Raw genomic sequence first — 18,767 nt, 5'->3', positions numbered from 1 at the left:
ACGATTATTTTATTTCAGGCAAGATGGGATGAGTGTAGGCAAGCAGCGGGGGAAATGTCAAAAACAACAGGGGCCGGATAGACCGGCCCCTGGAAAACGGTGATCACGCTATTAAGCTGGAAGCTTACGCATGGTTAAGGTGGCGTTGGTGCCGCCGAAACCGAAGCTGTTGGACATCACGGTGGTCAGCGCTTTTTCAGTCGGCTGCGTCACGATGTTCAGGCCTTTACCCGCTTCATCAATCTCTTCAATGTTGATGCTTGGTGCGATGAAGCTATGCTCCAGCATCAGCAAGGTGTAGATCGCTTCCTGCACGCCCGCTGCACCCAGTGAGTGACCGGTCATGGCTTTGGTAGCAGAAATGTACGGTGAGTTGTCACCAAACACTTCGCGAATCGCACCCAGCTCTTTCACATCACCGACAGGTGTAGAAGTACCGTGGGTGTTGAGGTAATCGATTGGGGTATCAACGCCCTGCATCGCCATCTTCATGCAACGCACTGCGCCTTCGCCTGATGGTGCCACCATATCAGCACCGTCAGAGGTCGCGCCGTAGCCAACGATTTCTGCGTAAATGTGTGCGCCACGTGCCAGAGCATGCTCCAGCTCTTCAACCACCACCATACCGCCGCCGCCTGCGATCACGAAACCATCACGGTTCGCATCATAGGTACGGGAAGCTTTTTCTGGCGTCTCGTTGTATTTGGTAGACAGTGCGCCCATCGCATCGAACTCACAGGCCATTTCCCAGCTCAGCTCCTCGCCGCCGCCAGCAAACACGATGTCCTGTTTGCCCAACTGAATCTGCTCGACCGCGTTACCGATGCAGTGTGCGGAAGTGGCACAAGCAGAGCTAATTGAGTAGTTCACACCGTGGATTTTGAATGGGGTAGCCAGACAAGCTGATACACCTGAACCCATGGCTTTGGTCACCACATAAGGGCCAACGGCTTTCAGACCACGCGGGCCACGCATCGCATCGGCACCGAAGACCTGGTAACGCGGAGAACCACCGCCTGAACCGGCAATCAGACCCACGCGTGGGTTGTTCTGATACTGCTCGTCAGTCAGGCCGGAATCCTGAATCGCTTCTGCCATAGACAGATAAGCGTAGATTGAAGCATCACTCATGAAACGCACGATTTTGCGATCGATGAGCCCGTTGGTATCCAGTTTGACGTTGCCCCATACGTGGCTGCGCATACCGATATCTCTCATCTCTTCAGAGAAGGTGATACCCGAACGGCCTTCACGCAGAGAAGCCAGCACTTCTTGCTGGTTATTACCAATGCTGGAAACGATACCCAGGCCAGTAATCACTGCACGTTTCATTCAATAGTCCTCATTCCACTTCTTTTGGATTGACGTGCACTCTAGCTTACAGTTGTAAGCCGAACAAGTCCGATCAGCCATTTCCTTTTGTAAATTTGCGTCATGTGACGGCAGTCGTTAAAATCGCGCCACTGCCTGAAAAACGAGCCTTTCCCGTGAAATTAGCCCCGGTTGAACACGCGCAATTAAACTGGAATGATCAGGGTACACCTGTTTCCCGAGCATTCGATGACGTCTATTTCTCCAACGACAACGGGTTGGAGGAGACGCGCTATGTTTTCCTCAACGGCAACCAAATTCCTGTCCGTTTCGCTCAACATTCACGCGATATTTTTATTGTCGCGGAAAGCGGTTTTGGGACGGGTCTGAACTTTCTTACCTTGTGGCAAGCGTTCGATCGCTTCTGTAGCGAACATCCCGACGCGACACTTAAGCGTCTGCACTTCATTAGCTGCGAAAAATTCCCACTGACGCAAACCGATCTGGTCGCAGCGCACGCACACTGGCCTGAGCTGGCGCACTGGTCAGAACAGTTACAGCAACAGTGGCCACAGGCGCTGCCGGGTTGCCAGCGTTTACTGTTCAACAACGGTAAAGTCACGCTCGATCTCTGGCTCGGTGATATTAACGCGCTAATTAATACCTTTGATGACAGTCTCAATGCTCAGGTGGATGCATGGTTTTTAGATGGTTTTGCGCCGTCTAAAAATCCGGAGATGTGGACGCCGGAACTGTTCGCCGCCATGGCCCGTCTGGCCCGGCCGGGTGGGACGCTGGCGACCTTCACCTCGGCAGGTTTTGTCCGTCGCGGATTACAGGAAGCAGGTTTTACCGTGGCTAAGCGCAAAGGCTTTGGTCACAAACGCGAAATGCTAACGGGCGTAATGGAGCAGGTTGCTGACCTGCCCCACAGCCAACCGTGGTATGCCCGCCCTGCGGCTCGCACTCAGGAAGTGGCGCTGGTTGGCGGTGGCGTGGCGAGTGCCGTACTGGCGCTGGCGCTGTTGCGCCGGGGCTGGAAGGTGACGCTTTATTGCGCGGATGCAGCACCTGCGCTCGGTGCTTCCGGCAACCGTCAGGGCGCACTATATCCGCTGCTCAATCAGCACGATCCCGCTCTCGCCACGTTCTTCCCTGCGGCGTTCACCTTTGCCCGCCGTTTGTATGACCAGCTACCGGTGATGTTCGAGCATGACTGGAGCGGTGTATTGCAACTCGGCTGGGACAGTAAAAGTGCCGATAAGATCGCCCAAATGCTGGAGATGGGATTGCCGCATGATGTGGCGTACGGCGTAAGTCAGGAGGACGCGCAGCAATTAGCGGGCGTCGAAACCGGTAGTGGTGGCATTTTCTATCCTCAGGGCGGCTGGCTCTCTCCGTCGCAACTGACCAGCAACCTATTGGAGCATGCGCAAACGCTGGGTTTACGCCTGCACTGGCTGCATCGCGTCACCACGCTGGAAACCACGACTGAGGGCTGGACCCTGAACTTCAGCGAGCAACCCTCGGTAAATCATCAGCAGGTGGTGCTCGCCAATGGCCATGCGCTGCTGGAAATTGAGCAAAGCAAAGACTTGCCCGTTTACGCGGTGGCGGGTCAGGTCAGTCATGTGCCGACCAATCCTAAGCTGGGCGCGTTAAATACCGTACTCTGCTATGACGGCTATCTCACGCCAGTCAGCCCGAATTTCAGCACCCACTGCATCGGGGCCAGCTACCATCGTGGCGATACCACAACCGATTTCCGTGCTGACGATCAGCAGGAAAACCGCCAGCGCCTGGTGAACTGTCTGCCGGATGCAGAGTGGCCACAGCAGGTGGATATCAGTGATAACGAGGCGCGTGTTGGCGTGCGCTGCGCAACGCGCGATCACTTACCGATGAGTGGCAGCGCGCCTGATTACGCCGCAACGCTGGTGCAATATGCTGATTTGCCGGGGCAACGAGCACGGGGTGAAACCCTTGCCGATGCACCGGTTCATGCCGGTTTATTTGTGCTGGGTGCGCTGGGTTCACGCGGCTTGTGCAGCGCGCCGCTGGCGGCGGAAGTACTGGCGGCACAGATGAGTGGTGAGCCGCAACCGCTGGATATCACCACGCTGGCGGCATTGAATCCGAATCGTTACTGGGTAAGAAAATTGCTGAAAGGTAAGAAAGCGGGACGCTAGGATGGCGGGGCGAGCGGCCGCCCCGACTTATCAGGCGGTCTGACGCGCCTGCTGGAACAAATTATCCCACATGCCAATCACCAGCGCCTGATCGCGTGGTGACAGTTCACCTGCGGCAATCGCATTTTGCAGGCTGTTGGTCACATGGATTTGCAGCGCTTCTGGCGTGTGCTCACCGCTGATTTCAATCTCAGCCACCGCCAGGGTCAGATGACCACGCAGATAGCCACCGGCAAACAGCTCGTCGTCACTGGCGTGATCAACCATATCGTCAATCAATGCCAGGATGCGGGATTCGAATTCTACGATCATCGTCTTGTTCCTTATTGCCCTTGATACGCCGCGCCGCTACTGCGCTGGCTTCACGCTCTTGCCCCGTTACACGCTGGTTCGCGTTCCCGGGGGTCGTTCATTCGCCGTTATGCTGCAACGCGGGTGACTTTGGGTCATTAATAATATGTTTGCGAATCACAGATCTTCCGGCCACGGGAAGTGTGCCGCCGTCAGCGCTGGCGTACCGTAATAGCTGGCTAACGCATCGATAAAACGTGCCGGACGTGCCGGGATACCCTGCTCAAAATAAGTCATCACCTGAGCATGGACCTTGCGCTGGAACGCGATGCGATCGGGTTCACAATCGCCTTCGAGGTTGTCACAGCTGACATTGAAGGGAAAGCCCGCCGCGACACAGAACAGCCACTCCAGCGCCTGTGGCTTGACTTCCACTGACTCGAACTGACTTTGCGTTTGCGCATCCCGCCCATCCGGGCAGTACCAATAACCAAAATCCACCAGCTTGCGGCGCGCTTCACCGGCAATACACCAGTGAGAAATTTCGTGCAGCGCGCTGGCGTAGAAACCGTGAGCAAACACCACGCGATTCCACGGCGATTCCTCATCCGCTGGAAGATAAATAGGTTCGTCATCGCCTTTAATTAGACGGGTCTGAAAGTCTTCAACAAAGCAGCCATCAAAAATATCCACCAGCTGCTGGTAATGATGTTCTGTACTCATAATATTTTAATCTTTAAAAAAATTAGCGCCATTGTCGCATTGGCAGCCGTTCTTGACGAGTACTGCTTTACAGCGTGGCTATCCACGCCAGCAACGCGCTGCCATGGCTATCCCACAATAATTTGGCGCTCATCACAGCGGATACAGTCACCACCATCGGGCGGATCAGCTTCTGACCCCGGCTCAGCACCAGTCTGGCGCCGATACGCGCGCCCACGAATGCGCCAATCAACATGATCACGCCCGTGCCCCACACTACCTTTCCGCCGAACATAAAGAACAGCAGACTGCCGAAATTGGAGGTGAAATTTAGGACTTTGGCGTGGGCGGTGGCTTTGGCAAGATTGAAGCCACACAGCGTCACAAACGCCAATGCATAGAATGAACCGGCACCCGGACCAAAAAAGCCGTCGTAAAAACCGACGCAACCACCGCCGACCAGCGCAAAAGCGATCCCCTGCAGGCGATGCTCACGGTCCGACTCACCCAGTCGCGGCATTAATAGGAACCATAAACCGATGCTGATCAGCAGGAGCGGCAAAATCTGTCGTAGTACATCCGCCTGGATATGCTGAATCAGCACCGTGCCACACACCGCACCGATAAAGGTCATGGCAATGTTCAGCCGCTGTTCGCGCAGATTCACCGCGCCACGACGCACAAAGTAGAGGCTGGCAGAGAAAGATCCGCCCACCGACTGTAACTTATTGGTGGCTAAAGCCTGAGCAGGAGAGAGTCCCGCAGCGAGTAATGAAGGAACGGTGAGTAAGCCACCGCCGCCGGCGATGGAGTCGATAAACGCTGCCAGCACCGCAACCAGAAACAACACGCCCAGCAATAGGGGGCTAACAACAAAGAGGTCCATTTTTTTCTCGTAAAGTTAACCCGACCATTCTTATTGCTGGCTGGGCATCCGTGCTCTCTCCTGGTCTCACACATATCTGTGTCTGGGAGAGAGAACGTTGCCAATACTGCTGCAACAGGAAGCGTCACGGCTAGAGTAAATGACGATCTAATAGTGCCTGACAGGATGGCGGCAACGGCGGCGGCGTTTTCTTCACAGGCGGCGTGCTACCCGGTTTTTTCGGCAGGAACCAACTGTCTAACTCTGCACCACAACCATCACCCGGCGGCGGTGCAGCCTGATCTTCACACTCCAGACTGCCTGCCGGACAGCGCAGACGCACGTGCATGTGGGCACGATGGGCAAACCACGGGCGCACTTTATTCAGCCATGCACGATCGCTTCCGGCATCCGCACAAAGCTGCTTTTTAATCGCCGGATTGACAAAGATACGTGTCACTTCATTATCTTTCGCCGCCAGCTTGATCAGGCTGTCGATCTGCGGCTGCCAATGACGCGCAATCACTTGCTTATCATCCGGTGCCACCAAATCCAGTGGCTGTGGCTTCAGCAGCTGCTGCGCCGTCCAGCGGTTTTGCGGCAGCTGCAACCAGATATCGACATCCAACCCGGTTTGATGGCTGGCATGCCCACTGCTGAAGCGCCCGCCGGCCGCCATGCCCATATCACCAATCAACACCTGCCCCAGCTGCAGTTGATGCACCTGGGTACTGAGACGCTGAATAAAGGCAATCAGATCGGGATGGCCGAAATAACGCCGCTGATCCTGACGCATGACCTGATAATTGGGTGAATTGAGTGGCAGTTGCTGTGCACCGACAATACAGCCGTTGGCGAACCCGCCAATCGACTGTGGGCTGCCAGCAATCGGCTGATGGATTTGCTGCCAGGGCGTGGCAGCAAACACGGCCGCACTGCACAACAGCGCGGCAACGGTGGTGAGCAGGCGGCGCATCCGTGGCTTACCAGCGCGGAACGCTGCTGTTGACCTCACCGTTCTGCGCACGCTGACGCAGCAGGTGATCCATCAACACAATCGCCATCATCGCTTCGGCAATCGGTACCGCGCGAATGCCCACGCAAGGATCGTGGCGACCTTTGGTGATCATCTCCACTTCTTCGCCTTCACGGGTGATGGTTTTACCCGGTACAGTGATGCTGGAAGTCGGTTTCATTGCCAGGTTCGCACTGATGGTCTGGCCGCTGCTGATGCCACCCAAAATGCCACCCGCGTGGTTGCTCTGGAAACCGTCGGCACGAATCTCATCGCGATGCTGGCTACCGCGCTGGTTAATCACTGCGAAACCGTCACCGATTTCCACGCCTTTTACCGCGTTGATGCTCATCAACGCATGAGCCAAATCGGCATCCAGACGATCAAATACCGGCTCGCCCAGTCCCGGTGGCACGTTCTCTGCCATCACCGTGACTTTAGCGCCGATCGAGTCGCCCTCTTTCTTCAGGCCGCGCATCAGTTCATCCAGCGCTTCCAGCTTCGAGGCATCCGGGCAAAAAAACGGGTTCTCTTCAACGATGCTCCAGTCTTTCAGCTCGCAGGTTACATCACCAATCTGTGCCAGATAACCACGTACCTGAATGCCGTGCTTCATTTGCAGATACTTTTTGGCAATCGCACCCGCCGCCACGCGCATCGCGGTTTCACGCGCAGAGGAACGGCCACCGCCGCGATAGTCGCGCAGGCCATATTTTTGCTCGTAGGTGTAATCCGCATGGCCGGGGCGGAACAGATCTTTGATTGCGCCGTAATCCTGTGAACGCTGATCAGTATTTTCAATTAGCAGGCCGATAGAGGTGCCGGTGGTGACGCCCTCAAACACGCCGGACAAAATTTTCACCTGATCCGGTTCGCGGCGCTGGGTGGTGTAGCGCGATGTGCCCGGACGGCGGCGATCGAGATCGTGCTGAATATCCGCTTCCGTAAGAGGAATGCCTGGCGGCACGCCATCAACGATGCAGCCCAGCGCAATACCATGCGACTCGCCAAAGGTGGTTACGCGAAAAACTTGTCCAATGCTGTTACCGGCCATTGTGGTTCCTTGTTGCGATGTTGCGGGCGATATCTCGCCCCATTTTTAGTCTTTGTAGAAGGAGAAGTGATGCTGTGCCGCGACGATCTGCTCGCGCGTCAGCATAAACACACCGTCACCGCCGTTATTGAACTCCAGCCAGGTAAACGGCACATCCGGGTACTGATCCATCATATGCACCATGCTGTTGCCCACTTCGCAAATCAGCACGCCCTGCTCACTCAGATAATCCGGGGCACAGGCAAGAATACGGCGCACCAGTTTCAGACCATCACTGCCTGCTGCCAGACCCAGTTCTGGTTCGTGGCGATATTCATTCGGCAGATCGTCCATATCTTCCGCATCCACGTACGGTGGATTGGTGACGATCAGATCATATTTGACCTGCGGCAGGCCACGGAACAGATCGGAGCGAATGGGCGTGACGTGGTGGATCAAACCGTGTTCTTCAATGTTTTGCTCGGCCACGGCCAGCGCATCCGTGGAGATATCCACCGCATCGACTTCCGCTTCCGGGAAGGCATAAGCACAGGCGATCGCGATGCAGCCACTGCCGGTACACATATCGAGAATGTGGTGCGGTTGTTCACCAACCAGACCGGCAAAACGGTTTTCAATCAGCTCGCCAATCGGTGAACGCGGCACTAACACACGCTCATCGACATAGAATTCATGGCCGCAGAACCAGGCTTTGTTGGTGAGATAAGCCACCGGAATGCGCTCGTTAACGCGGCGAATCACACGTTCAACAATGCGGTGACGCTCGCTGGCCGTCAGGCGCGCATTGCGCATATCTTCAGGGATATCCAGCGGCAGCCAGAGCGTGGGCAGAACCAGTTGGACTGCTTCGTCCCAGGGATTATCCGTGCCGTGGCCGTACCAAATGCCTGCCGCCGAAAAACGGCTGACAGCCCAGCGCAGCATATCCTGAATGGTGTGCAGTTCACTCACTGCCTCATCGACGAAAATCTTGTCCACGTAGCCCTCCGCAGGCCTTAAAATCAATCGGCCGATAGTGTGCCACGAAGCCGGGCAGAATTCAGCGCAGCGAGGCGAAAAAGCTGACATTTGTTAACGCTAAGCGTTAAGGTATGCCACCGGCTATTAACCAGCCTTTTAACCCTAATTTGAGCCATGAGTAAGAAGACGCCCCTAAACCAGAACGATCAGGCGCTGTTTCGTGAGTTAATGAGCGGAACGCGTAAGCTGAAACAAGACACTATCGTGCACAAACCGGTAGTGAAAACCCGCGAAGTCCCGCTGAAAAGACTGCTTTCCGAGCAAGCCGATAACAGTCACTACTTCTCAGATGAGTTTCAGCCTTTGCTCTCCAGCGAGGGGCCGATGCGTTATGTGCGCGCGGATGTTAGTCATTACGAGCTGAAGAAATTGCGACGCGGCGATTACACGCCGGAAATTTTTCTCGATCTTCATGGTTTAAGACAGCAGCAGGCCAAACAAGAGCTGGGGGCGCTCATTGCCGCCTGCCGCCGTGAACACCTGTTCTGTGCCAGCGTGATGACCGGGCACGGCAAGCATATCCTCAAGCAGCAAACACCGCTGTGGTTGGCGCAACATCCGCATGTGATGGCATTTCACCAGGCACCGAAGTTATTTGGCGGCGATGCCGCGCTGCTGGTGCTGATTGAAGTCGAAGAGTGGCAACCACCGGAGCTGCCTTAATCCTTAAAAAGGAAAGGGCCGCAGAAGGCGGCCCATAGAGATATGACTTTTGGCGACATTACATCGCTTTGGCCAGTTTTGACGGGCTGACCTGCCACTCCAGTTTGCCTTCACAGGCGTCTGCATCAAAGTTCACATAAGCAATTGCCGACGTAGCAAACATCGGTGGCGCTTCCTGCGGGCAAAGCTCTGAAACCAGATAGCCCACCAGCGGCAGATGCGAAATGACTAAGGCTGATTTCACACCCTGCTGCGCCAGCGCCTGCAGATAACAGGCCACCATGCCCGGATCGCCACCTGGCGTCAGTTCTGGTAGCACGTCCTGCCCTTCTGGCAGCTTCAGTGCCTCACGAACCGTGGCGAGCGTCTGCTCTGCACGGAGATAAGGGCTTACTAACACCCTTTCGATATCCAGCGCCTGGCCGTTTAGCCAGCTCGCCATCTGGCGCGATTCGTCACAGCCACAGATTGTGAGTGGGCGTACTGAATCACTCGCTGCTTCCAGAGCTGCATCGCCATGACGCATGATAAAAACTTGCATAAAGCACCGCTGTTGTTTGTAGATATCGTCGGGTACCACAGCACCAGACGCTTCATTCTGCGAATGAACGCTGTGTTTTACCCCAATGGCTTCAGTATAGTCAACCGGTTGTTTATTAAATAAGCACATCTCAGAATGGTGCCGCACCACCTTCTTCATGGCACCATAACTAACCCGCTGAATCTGTGCGCCTATTCATATTTGTGCAGAAGTGTAAAAATTCGTTTGCGCTTCTGACATTGCCATTAAAGCGTCACAGGGCGCGAAACGATCGCCATGTTGCTGCATTAATGCACGTAATGTATTGACGATTTGGCTGACGCCGCGTTGATCCATATAGCGGAACGGCCCGCCGAGAAAGGGCGGGAATCCGATGCCAAATACCGCCGCGATATCACCATCCCGAGCATTGCGCACCACGGACTCGTCCAGACAGCGTGCGGCCTCATTCAGCATCATCATCACGCAGCGTTGCGTAATCTGTTCTTCGTTCTGCTTTGCCTGCGGCCTGACGTTAATCAGGCCATAGATAGAGGCATCCACTTTGCGTTTTCCCGGCCAGCGAGCCGCGTTGTAAAGGTAAAATCCTTTCTGGTTTTTACGCCCTTTGCGGCCATCGGCCAGGATGGCATTGACCGCCTCGGGTGCGCTGAAACGCTCGCCATAAGCCTGCAGCAAAATCGGACTGATTTTGCTGCCGACATCAATGCCCACTTCATCCAGCAACTGTAACGGCCCGACAGGAAAACCGAACTTCACTAACGCGCGATCGATATGGTCCACCGGCTCCCCTTCCAGCAAGCAGCGCATGGCTTCATTTATATAGGGCGCGAGAATGCGGTTGACGTAAAAACCGGGTTTATCGGCCACCACCACCGCTGTTTTGCCTTGCTGACGCGCCAGCTGAACCGTGGTCGCCAGCGTTTCAGCCGAGGTGCCCGCATGCGGAATCACCTCCACCAGCGGCATTTTGTCCACCGGGCTGAAGTAATGCAGACCAATCACATTCTCGGGGCGCTGCGCGTTGGCGGCAATATCGCCAATCGGCAACGAAGAGGTGTTGGAAGCAAAGATAGTGTGCGGCTGACAATGACTTTCGATATCCGCTACCATCTGCTGCTTCAACGTCAAATCCTCAAATACCGCTTCAATCACCAGATCGCGCTGGCTGAACCCCTGATAATCGATACCGCCGCTGATGCGCGCCATCTGTTGTTGACGCTCAGCGGGTTTCAGCTGGCGCCGCTTCACTTTTTGACTCAGCAGGTCCCAGCTGTATTGCAATGCATGGTTCACACCATTGAGATTGACGTCTTTAATTCGCACCGGAAAACTGGCTTTCAGCGCCGTTACGCTGGCAATACCCCCGCCCATCAATCCGCCACCGAGCACGCCGATGTGTTTTAATGCGCGCGGTTCAGCCTCGGCCACCGCTTCTTTCTTGATCGCGGTCGAGGCAAAAAACAGACTGCGCAGTGCCGCAGATTCAGGGGTCATCGCCAGCTGGCCGAAGGCGCGCGCCTCCGCCGCGTGTCCGGCGTGGCTGCCCTGCTCCAACCCCGTGCGCACCACTTGCAGAATGCGATCCGCCGCCGGGTAATTCCCCTGCGTTTTGCGGTCGGTTTGACGTTTTGCCATCGCGAATAACAGCGAGCGCGCCAGTGGCGCCTGCATCAGACGATCGCGACGTGACAACTCACGGCGAACAACCTTTCCTTTATGCACACGCGCAATCGCCGTTTCCAGCAAGATGGATTGAGGCACTGCATCGTCAACGATACCCAGTTTCAGTGCCTGTTTAGCACGCAGCTGCTTACCACTCAGAATCAGCGGTAGCGCTTGCGGCACCCCAATCAGTTTTGGCAGGCGCTGCGTCCCGCCTGAGCCAGGTAACAGGCCCAGCTGCACTTCCGGCAGGCCCAGGCGGGTTTTATCATCCAGCGTGCAGATACGTGCGCTGCAGGCCAGCGCCAACTCCAGGCCGCCGCCGAGACAGGCACCGTGGATCGCCGCGACCACCGGGAAAGGCAGCGCCGCAATCTCCGCCATTACCTCTTGCCCCTGGCGGGCTAAAGCTTCCGCTTCTTCTGCCGTCTGGCAATCGGCGATCATGATGATGTCCGCACCGGCGACAAAGTTATCGCTTTTACCCGAAATCAGCACTAATCCCGCAAGCTTCGGATTGCTGCGCGCTTCAGCCAGCACCGCTTTTATTTGTGGGACAAACTCCGCTTTCAGCGTGTTCATCTTTTCGCCCGGCACGTCGATGGTAATGATGCCGACATGATCGAGGCGCATGTGTAAATGGAATGCAGATGCGCTCATTATTCGGCCTCCAGAACCATTGCGCTGCCTAATCCGCCCGCTGCACAGGCGGTCACCAGTCCTAATCCTCCGCCGCGCCGCCGCAGTTCATGCAACGTTTGGGTGATCATGCGCGCGCCAGTGGCAGCAAACGGATGGCCGTAAGCAATGGAGCCGCCCAACACATTGAAACGTTCTTCATTCACTTCACCCAAGGCATGCGGGCGATTCAGCACCTCTCGCGCAAAACGCTCATCACGGAACATTTTCAGATTGGCCAGCGTCTGTGCCGCAAAGGCTTCGTGCATATCGATCAACGTCAGGTCGTTGAGGGTAATGCCAGCGCGATCCAGCGCCAGCGGTGAGGCATAAGCGGGACCCAGCAACATATCCTGCCAGACATCAATCGCAGTAAACGCGTAGCTGCGCAGATAGCCAAGCGGCGCAATTCCCAGTTCTCGTGCACGGCCTTCACGCATCAAAATCACCGCGGCCGCGCCATCGGTCAGCGGTGTGCTGTTGGCTGCCGTGACGGAACCGTGGCGACGATCAAAGGCCGGTCGCAATTTTGCGTAGTCGCTAGCGCTGGCGTTAAAGCGAATGTTGTTGTCCTGCTCAATCGGTGCTTTCCACGGCGGCACAAAAGCCGCCATCACTTCCTGCGCCAGCACGCCTGACTGCCAGGCACGTGCTGCGTGCTGATGTGAGCGCAGCGCCAGAGCATCTTGTTGTTCACGTGTGATGCCGTGGGTTTTCGCCATTTGTTCGGCGGTATCACCCATGCGTAAGCCGGTGGAATACTCTGCAACCGCAGGCGGCACCGGCAACAGATCGCGTGGGCGCAGACGGCGTAAGATTTGCAACTTTTTGCTGAAGGTTCGTGCTTTGTTGAGATCGACCAGCGCGCGCGCCAGCGTCTTGCTGACGCCAATGGGCAGTACTGATGAGGAGTCTGCACCGCCAGCAATACCCGCATCAATGGTACCCGCCATCAAGCTTTCCGCCACATTCGCCACCGCCTGAAAACTGGTGGCACAGGCACGACTGACGCTGTATGCATCAGTGTGCACGCTCAATCCGCTGCTCAGCACGATTTCGCGCGCAATATTGGGCGCTTCCGGCATTTGCACCACCTGGCCAAATACCAGTTGATCGATAACGTCGACCGGCAATTCGCTGCGCGCCATCAACTCTGACACCACCATGCGCCCCAACTCCAGCGCGGGAATGCCATGAAAATCACTCGCCTGACGGGCGAAAGGCGTGCGTAATCCATGGGTTATGGCGATTCGTTCGCCCTGACGCGTCAGCAGCGGCTGCGCTTTGCTCATTGCACTCACCTGTAATTTACGACCGTAGCATCATTGCCAAACAGGTCTGACCTGATCATCAGTGTTAACCAGGTGTTGCTAAGTCGCCAATAACAGAAGAAAAAAAGTGCGAGGGAAGACACGAAAAAGAGAAAACGCTGCCGGAAGGGCTTCCGGCAGCGACAGGATTAGCGTAAGCCGAGTTGAAAAATCAAGGTTTCGGCCTGGCAGGCAAAAGTGAAATCAACATTCAGGCGTAGCCCTGGCGCTTCTTCAACGAATTTTGCGTGAATCTCGCAAGGCTCGGATTCAACCTGACGCGCCTTGTCCGTCAGGTGCTTCAGCATCGCTTCAGCCGCATGACGATCGGCAAAAGCGCCAGACCAGCTCGCCGTGCAATCGGTATTGTCCATTACGGTGCCTACATCTACGCAGCAGCACGCCGCCGTTTCCGTGGCACTGCATTTTTTAATGGCATCAGTCATTGTTTTCTCCTGACGATAAATCGACACAATCGGATCATTTTCTGACACAAAGTGTACGCCCCGCGCGGCCTGGCTTCTATCTCTCAGCGGCTAAGTGACGAATATCACACTAAAAATTGATCCAGAACAAATTTGACCGCTATGCTAGATGGGCATCGACAAGATTTTGTTAAGCAGATCTGATTTTATCGATCAAATCGGAAATATTTAAAAAACATTATTGCAACAAATACACAGGTCAGACCTATACTCGTCGCACTGGTCTGATATGTGCCTTTGTCATCAGTCCCTACAATCCGCCGTCCTTTGTTACGCGACGTAACAACGTTTAATAATAAATCTAGATGAGGTTGTGGTCATGAACCATAAGAACCTGTTTGCAAAGTCAGCTGTGGCAGCTGCATTGGCGCTTATCTCTTCCCAGGTTTACGCCGCAGGCTTTCAACTTAATGAATTCTCAGCAATTGGTTTAGGTCGTGCTTATTCTGGTGAAGGTGCGATGGGCGATACCGCCGCATCTGCCAGTCGTAACCCGGCGACCATGGCATTGATGGATCGCCCTTCTTTCTCCATCGGTACCGTTTATATTGATCCAGAAGTGGATATCAGCGGCCAGAGCCCAACCGGCAACAGCCTGAATGCGAAAAACATCGCACCGAATCAGTGGATCCCTAACCTCCATTACGTTCATCCGATTAACGATCAGTGGTGGGTAGGCGCATCCGTCACCTCTAACTATGGTCTGGCGACAGAGTTCAATGACGGTTACACCGCGGGCGGTTACGGTGGTAAAACCGACCTGATGACCGGTAACTTTAACCTTAGCACCGCTTATCGTTTGAATGAGCACTTCAGCTTTGGTGTTGGCTTTGATGCGGTTTACGCTAAAGCAAAAATCGAACGTTATGCGGGTGAAGCCGGCGCTCGCGTCGGCATGCCAGCGGATACTCAGGTTGCCCACCTGAAAGGTGATGAATGGGGTTACGGCTGGAACGCTGGCATCCTGTATGAAGTGGATAAGAACAACCGCTTCGGCTTCACCTATCGTTCAGAAGTCAAAATTGACTTTGACGGCGATTACAAGAGCAGCATTCCCACCGCTTACAACGGTACACCGCAGGCGATTGCTTTAGGTCTGCCTTACGGCACCAGCGGCCAGACCATTCCGGGTTCACTCACGCTGAACCTGCCAGAGATGTGGGAAGTGTCGGGCTGGCATAAAGTGGCACCACAGTGGGCCGTACACTATAGCCTGACCTACACCAGCTGGAGCCAGTTCCAGGAGCTGAAGGCCACGGGCAGCAACGGTCAGACGCTGTTCTATAAAGATGAAGGCTTCAAGGATGCGTATCGCATCGCGCTGGGTACCACTTACTTCTACGACGATAACTGGACGTTCCGTACTGGTATCGCGTTTGATGACAGCCCGGTTCCTGCCGATAAACGCTCAATCTCAATTCCGGATCAGGACCGTCTGTGGTTGAGTGCCGGTGCTTCTTACGCCTTCAACGAAAATGCGTCAGTCGACCTTGGTATCTCTTACATGCACGGCCAGAAAGTCACGGTGAAAGAAGGCCCTTACACCTTTAACTCCGAAGGTAAAGCCTGGCTGTACGGCGCGAACTTTAACTACAAGTTCTGATGCTGAAAACAGTGTGAAAAATGGCGACAGTGATGTCGCCGTTTTTTATTGCCGGCGCGACACCGGCCAGTGTTCTGCCAGAAAATCGATAAAACAACGTACGCGCGGTGATAAATAACGCCCTGGCCAAATGGCCGAAAAACCACTTTCGCGGATACAGCTTCCCGGCAGCACTTCAATCAACTCGCCCTGGTCCAGTAATTCCCGGACGACGAAATCCGGCACATAGCTGATCCCCATTCCGGCCAGCGTACTCTGCACCATGGCTTCAATGTTATTCACCGTCAGCTTTTTTACGGGTTGGAAATCCCCCGTCACCCGCAGATCGTCCAGCTCCCAATGTTGAATCAATCCCGTGGCGGGAAAGCGGAAAAGGATACAGTGGTGATCGATAAGATCTGCACTTAATGCTGGCCTGCCGTGCGCGGCAATATAGGCTGGGCTGGCGCACAGCACAAAACGAAAAGGCCCCAACGCTCTCGCCTGTAAACGTGAATCCTGCATCTCGCCGCTGCGAATCGCGACGTCAAAACCTTCATCGATGACATTGACCAGCCGATCACTAAAATCACAATCCAATTCAACATCAGGATAGAGCTGACTAAATTGAGGCAACAGTGGCGTGATGAGTCGATATCCCACCACTGGCAGCGACACATGCAGTTTACCGCTCGGATGCGCCACCGTTTGAGTCATCTCGGCCTCAACATCACGCAGCTGTTCCAAAATGGGACGCGTGCGTGCCAATAGCAACGCACCTTCAACCGTCAGGCTCACGCTGCGCGTACTGCGGTTGAACAACCGCACGCCCAACTGTTGCTCAAGCCGGGCAACATTTTTCCCCACTGCCGAAGCAGAAATTCCCAGTTGCTGCGCCGCCTGCACAAAACTGAGCGTTTCAGCCGTGCGCACAAAGGAGGTTAATGCCGAAATACTGTCCATGATAAGAAACCTTTTGTCCGCAAAGTCTGGAGCCAAACCCCATTTACCCCCTTTTATATCCTCAATAATATGCGGCGTCATCTATCCCAACATTTGCGAGATAAACGATGGCAGAAATCAGTTCTCCCTCTTTGACAGGCGTCAGGATTAGCGCAACCCTGGCTATTTTGCTGGCGGCACTGTTACTCCCATTAAGTTTTACTGGCGGCGTGGTCACCACTCCCGCCATCAGCCACGCCTTACACGGTGGGCCGCTATCGCTGGCATGGTTAACTAACGGTTTTATGTTGACCTTCGGCAGCGGCTTGCTGGCGGCGGGTGTGGCGGCAGACAAACTGCGTTACAAGCGGGTGTTCATCGCAGGGCTGGCTCTTTTCTCCCTCAGCTCATTGCTGATTGCCCTAACAGACAGCACCTTTACCCTCGGTATTTATCGTGCATTACAGGGCATCGCCGCAGCACTTACGTTGGCCGGCGGAGCAACGGCACTGGCCCATCTTTATAGTGGACCGGCTCGCACGCGGGCATTTAGTTTGCTCGGCACACTGTTTGGCGTCGGGCTGGCGTTTGGTCCACTGTTAATGGGCGTGATCACCGATGCATTCAGCTGGCGTTGGGTGTATGCGCTGCTGTCCACTCTGGCGGCCATCGTGGGTTTGGTGGGTCAGTTCAGTGTGGTGTCCGCGCCAGCAACACATTCCCCACCGGCAGATATTCGCGGCACGGCATTGTTTAGTCTCGCTCTCCTTGCGCTCACCACCACGCTGATCCTGTTACCCCAATATGGCGTATCGTCCTCAGCCGCGATCGTCGGCATTGTCGTGACGTTGCTGGCGGGTTGGCGCTTCATTCGCCATACGCAGCGTATCGCCCATCCCGTGTTTAGCCTGGCATTGCTACGTCAGCCGCACTTTGCTGGGGTGTTGCTGTTGCCTGTGGCCACCTGCTATTGCTATGTGGTTTTGCTGATCGTTATCCCACTTTTTTTAATGGGCGCACGTCATGTCAGCGAAACCCAAAGCGCAATTATTTTGCTGTCGCTGACGGCACCGATGCTGCTGTTCCCCAGCGTTGCGGCTGGATTAACGCGTTGGTTTGATGCGGGTAAAATTTCGGTAGCAGGCCTGTTGCTGGCCACGCTTGGATTGTTCGGCATGGGGTATGCCATCACCCTGAATGAGCTGACTCTACTTGCCTTTTCCATGGTCATCACTGGTGCGGGAGCCGCCTTGCCATGGGGATTAATGGATGGCCTCGCCGTCTCGGCGGTATCCATAGATCGCGCAGGCATGGCTGCGGGATTGTTTAATACCGTGCGCGTGGCTGGAGAAGGCATTGCTTTGGCGATCGTCATGGCGATGCTGGCACTGCTCAATCGCTTTGGTCTACAGCAGCGCTTACCAGACGTGGATGTCGTCACGCGTGACAACGCTGCCGTGTGGTTATCCGGAAGTCATATTCATCAAGCACAGGAATTACTGCCGCAGATTTCCGCATCACTGCTCAGACTCAACGTGCAGCATGCGTATCAGATACTGCTTTATGGCCTGGCAGCCATCACATTCGGATGCGCAAATGCGGTGGGGATTTTGCTAAAGCAACCCGTCAAACGGGAATAAAACAATGGCGGCTGAGAAAGCCGCCATTCAATTTTACTGCGAATCGATGTCCTTCAAATCATCCTGAATCGCACTGGCGTTCGGATTCTCTTCCGGTTTTAACTTCCCGCCGTTGGCGAGGAAATCATTACGCTGGAAGTAGGCGTTGCGGATAAACGCATAGGGATCCTGCTGCTGTTTCAGGATGGCGTCGGAATCCAACAGCTGTGCACGTGTTTCCACACCTTCCAGTGTCCATTTACCAATCGACATCGGCCAGGTCAGCCAACTCAGTACCGGATAAAGCGTATCGACATAGTCGCCGCCATCCTGACGCACCGTGAAGCTGCCATAACCCGGAAGAACCACATAAGGACCGTAGCCCACACCGTAACGACCCAGCGTGCTACCGAAGTGGTGCGGGACTTCTCGCGCCAATTCAGGATTCGCTTTGCCCGCCACATCGATAAATCCGCCCAAGCCCAATACGGTATTGAGGAAGAAACGCGTGAAGTGGATTCCTGCCTGGCGCGGTTCACCCACCAGAATCGAGTTCAGCATGCTGGCCGGTTCGTCCAGGTTGCCGAGGAAGTTGCTCATACCACTGCGCGCAGGCACCGGCACGTAATCGCGCCAGGCAACCGCAACCGGGCGTACCACATAAGGATCCAGCACGTTCATGTTGAAGTTAAACATGGTGCGGTTAAAGCCTTCGAGCGGATCGCTACGCTGGGCAGGCTGCGTTGGATCGGCCGGTTTGGAACTGGCACATCCCACCAGCAGCAAGCTGGCCAGCGCCAGACCGGTCAGGCGGTTATTCATTCTTATCTCCCTG

At 55.2% G+C, this 18,767-nt stretch carries 17 protein-coding genes; 4 read left to right on the top strand and 13 right to left on the bottom strand.

The annotated features are described in order from the left end of the window. Positions 1 to 111: 111 nt before the first annotated feature. On the bottom strand, positions 112 to 1,332 hold the full coding sequence (gene fabB, locus QMZ65_RS04810) for a beta-ketoacyl-ACP synthase I (RefSeq protein ID WP_034825147.1): 1,221 nt from the start codon (positions 1,330 to 1,332) through the stop codon (positions 112 to 114). A gap of 155 nt (positions 1,333 to 1,487) precedes the next feature. Here fabB and mnmC point away from each other — a divergent pair, with 155 nt between their 5' ends. Next, positions 1,488 to 3,500: a bifunctional tRNA (5-methylaminomethyl-2-thiouridine)(34)-methyltransferase MnmC2/FAD-dependent 5-carboxymethylaminomethyl-2-thiouridine(34) oxidoreductase MnmC1 gene (mnmC, locus tag QMZ65_RS04805; RefSeq protein ID WP_283215521.1), complete on the top strand. Its 2,013-nt coding sequence runs from the start codon at positions 1,488 to 1,490 to the stop codon at positions 3,498 to 3,500. Between the two features lie 30 nt (positions 3,501 to 3,530). Here the strand turns inward: mnmC and QMZ65_RS04800 are convergent, their stop codons facing one another. From QMZ65_RS04800 to prmB, 6 genes are all read right to left on the bottom strand, one after another. After that, the gene (locus QMZ65_RS04800; RefSeq protein WP_034825151.1) at positions 3,531 to 3,812 is read right to left on the bottom strand and encodes a YfcL family protein; all 282 of its coding nucleotides are present in this window, start codon (positions 3,810 to 3,812) and stop codon (positions 3,531 to 3,533) included. 156 nt (positions 3,813 to 3,968) lie between these two features. After that, entirely contained in the window at positions 3,969 to 4,514 is a 546-nt protein-coding gene (locus QMZ65_RS04795; RefSeq protein ID WP_034825153.1) for an elongation factor P hydroxylase, read from the bottom strand. Between the two features lie 67 nt (positions 4,515 to 4,581). Beyond that, positions 4,582 to 5,379 carry a sulfite exporter TauE/SafE family protein gene (locus QMZ65_RS04790; protein WP_034825156.1) on the bottom strand — a complete coding sequence of 266 codons (798 nt, stop codon included), beginning with the start codon at positions 5,377 to 5,379 and terminating at the stop codon, positions 4,582 to 4,584. Between the two features lie 130 nt (positions 5,380 to 5,509). Then, positions 5,510 to 6,334: a penicillin-insensitive murein endopeptidase gene (mepA, locus tag QMZ65_RS04785; protein ID WP_034825159.1), complete on the bottom strand. Its 825-nt coding sequence runs from the start codon at positions 6,332 to 6,334 to the stop codon at positions 5,510 to 5,512. Between the two features lie 7 nt (positions 6,335 to 6,341). Continuing rightward, the gene (gene aroC / locus QMZ65_RS04780; protein ID WP_283215520.1) at positions 6,342 to 7,427 is read right to left on the bottom strand and encodes a chorismate synthase; all 1,086 of its coding nucleotides are present in this window, start codon (positions 7,425 to 7,427) and stop codon (positions 6,342 to 6,344) included. A gap of 45 nt (positions 7,428 to 7,472) precedes the next feature. After that, positions 7,473 to 8,405: a 50S ribosomal protein L3 N(5)-glutamine methyltransferase gene (gene prmB / locus QMZ65_RS04775; RefSeq protein ID WP_034825163.1), complete on the bottom strand. Its 933-nt coding sequence runs from the start codon at positions 8,403 to 8,405 to the stop codon at positions 7,473 to 7,475. Between the two features lie 156 nt (positions 8,406 to 8,561). Between prmB and smrB the strand changes: the two genes are divergently transcribed. Then, the gene (smrB, locus tag QMZ65_RS04770) at positions 8,562 to 9,110 is read left to right on the top strand and encodes an endonuclease SmrB (RefSeq protein WP_283215519.1); all 549 of its coding nucleotides are present in this window, start codon (positions 8,562 to 8,564) and stop codon (positions 9,108 to 9,110) included. A 58-nt stretch (positions 9,111 to 9,168) separates the two neighbouring features. Here the strand turns inward: smrB and sixA are convergent, their stop codons facing one another. From sixA to QMZ65_RS04750, 4 genes are all read right to left on the bottom strand, one after another. After that, a complete protein-coding gene (sixA, locus tag QMZ65_RS04765) occupies positions 9,169 to 9,651 on the bottom strand; it encodes a phosphohistidine phosphatase SixA (RefSeq protein WP_034825272.1) in 483 nt (160 codons plus the stop codon). Between the two features lie 195 nt (positions 9,652 to 9,846). Next, positions 9,847 to 11,976, bottom strand: a complete 2,130-nt coding sequence (gene fadJ / locus QMZ65_RS04760) for a fatty acid oxidation complex subunit alpha FadJ (protein WP_283215518.1) — start codon at positions 11,974 to 11,976, stop codon at positions 9,847 to 9,849. Further along, on the bottom strand, positions 11,976 to 13,286 hold the full coding sequence (gene fadI / locus QMZ65_RS04755) for an acetyl-CoA C-acyltransferase FadI (RefSeq protein ID WP_283215517.1): 1,311 nt from the start codon (positions 13,284 to 13,286) through the stop codon (positions 11,976 to 11,978). The genes fadJ and fadI overlap by 1 nt, the downstream gene beginning before the upstream one ends. A 167-nt stretch (positions 13,287 to 13,453) precedes the next feature. Then, positions 13,454 to 13,750: a YfcZ/YiiS family protein gene (locus QMZ65_RS04750; protein ID WP_283215516.1), complete on the bottom strand. Its 297-nt coding sequence runs from the start codon at positions 13,748 to 13,750 to the stop codon at positions 13,454 to 13,456. Positions 13,751 to 14,108: 358 nt separating this feature from the next. Here QMZ65_RS04750 and fadL point away from each other — a divergent pair, with 358 nt between their 5' ends. Further along, positions 14,109 to 15,392: a long-chain fatty acid transporter FadL gene (gene fadL / locus QMZ65_RS04745; protein ID WP_097116550.1), complete on the top strand. Its 1,284-nt coding sequence runs from the start codon at positions 14,109 to 14,111 to the stop codon at positions 15,390 to 15,392. Between the two features lie 45 nt (positions 15,393 to 15,437). Here the strand turns inward: fadL and QMZ65_RS04740 are convergent, their stop codons facing one another. Continuing rightward, positions 15,438 to 16,334 carry a LysR family transcriptional regulator gene (locus QMZ65_RS04740; protein WP_211728267.1) on the bottom strand — a complete coding sequence of 299 codons (897 nt, stop codon included), beginning with the start codon at positions 16,332 to 16,334 and terminating at the stop codon, positions 15,438 to 15,440. Positions 16,335 to 16,441: 107 nt separating this feature from the next. Here QMZ65_RS04740 and QMZ65_RS04735 point away from each other — a divergent pair, with 107 nt between their 5' ends. Then, positions 16,442 to 17,953 (top strand): MFS transporter, encoded by a 1,512-nt coding sequence (locus QMZ65_RS04735; protein ID WP_283215515.1) that lies wholly within the window; start codon positions 16,442 to 16,444, stop codon positions 17,951 to 17,953. 33 nt (positions 17,954 to 17,986) lie between these two features. Here the strand turns inward: QMZ65_RS04735 and mlaA are convergent, their stop codons facing one another. Next, complete coding sequence (gene mlaA, locus QMZ65_RS04730; RefSeq protein ID WP_045813678.1) at positions 17,987 to 18,754, bottom strand: phospholipid-binding lipoprotein MlaA; 768 nt, start codon at positions 18,752 to 18,754, stop codon at positions 17,987 to 17,989. Positions 18,755 to 18,767 lie beyond the last annotated feature (13 nt).

This window comes from Pantoea sp. EABMAA-21 (assembly GCF_030053335.1).
In the GTDB taxonomy this organism is placed as follows: Bacteria; Pseudomonadota; Gammaproteobacteria; order Enterobacterales; family Enterobacteriaceae; genus Pantoea; species Pantoea communis.
The sequence above is the reverse complement of the archived record's forward strand: the minus strand, read 5'-3'. Positions and strand labels throughout refer to the sequence as shown.

Bases quoted from the DNA above. Each gene is read 5' to 3' on its own strand.
- mepA (WP_034825159.1), bottom strand. From the start codon at position 6,334: ATGCGCCGCCTGCTCACCACCGTTGCCGCGCTGTTGTGCAGTGCGGCC.
- fadL (WP_097116550.1), top strand. From the start codon at position 14,109: ATGAACCATAAGAACCTGTTTGCAAAGTCAGCTGTGGCAGCTGCATTG.
- QMZ65_RS04795 (WP_034825153.1), bottom strand. From the start codon at position 4,514: ATGAGTACAGAACATCATTACCAGCAGCTGGTGGATATTTTTGATGGC.
- sixA (WP_034825272.1), bottom strand. From the start codon at position 9,651: ATGCAAGTTTTTATCATGCGTCATGGCGATGCAGCTCTGGAAGCAGCG.
- QMZ65_RS04735 (WP_283215515.1), top strand. From the start codon at position 16,442: ATGGCAGAAATCAGTTCTCCCTCTTTGACAGGCGTCAGGATTAGCGCA.
- QMZ65_RS04740 (WP_211728267.1), bottom strand. From the start codon at position 16,334: ATGGACAGTATTTCGGCATTAACCTCCTTTGTGCGCACGGCTGAAACG.
- fadI (WP_283215517.1), bottom strand. From the start codon at position 13,286: ATGAGCAAAGCGCAGCCGCTGCTGACGCGTCAGGGCGAACGAATCGCC.
- fadJ (WP_283215518.1), bottom strand. From the start codon at position 11,976: ATGAGCGCATCTGCATTCCATTTACACATGCGCCTCGATCATGTCGGC.
- mlaA (WP_045813678.1), bottom strand. From the start codon at position 18,754: ATGAATAACCGCCTGACCGGTCTGGCGCTGGCCAGCTTGCTGCTGGTG.
- fabB (WP_034825147.1), bottom strand. From the start codon at position 1,332: ATGAAACGTGCAGTGATTACTGGCCTGGGTATCGTTTCCAGCATTGGT.
- QMZ65_RS04750 (WP_283215516.1), bottom strand. From the start codon at position 13,750: ATGACTGATGCCATTAAAAAATGCAGTGCCACGGAAACGGCGGCGTGC.
- aroC (WP_283215520.1), bottom strand. From the start codon at position 7,427: ATGGCCGGTAACAGCATTGGACAAGTTTTTCGCGTAACCACCTTTGGC.
- QMZ65_RS04790 (WP_034825156.1), bottom strand. From the start codon at position 5,379: ATGGACCTCTTTGTTGTTAGCCCCCTATTGCTGGGCGTGTTGTTTCTG.
- smrB (WP_283215519.1), top strand. From the start codon at position 8,562: ATGAGTAAGAAGACGCCCCTAAACCAGAACGATCAGGCGCTGTTTCGT.
- QMZ65_RS04800 (WP_034825151.1), bottom strand. From the start codon at position 3,812: ATGATCGTAGAATTCGAATCCCGCATCCTGGCATTGATTGACGATATG.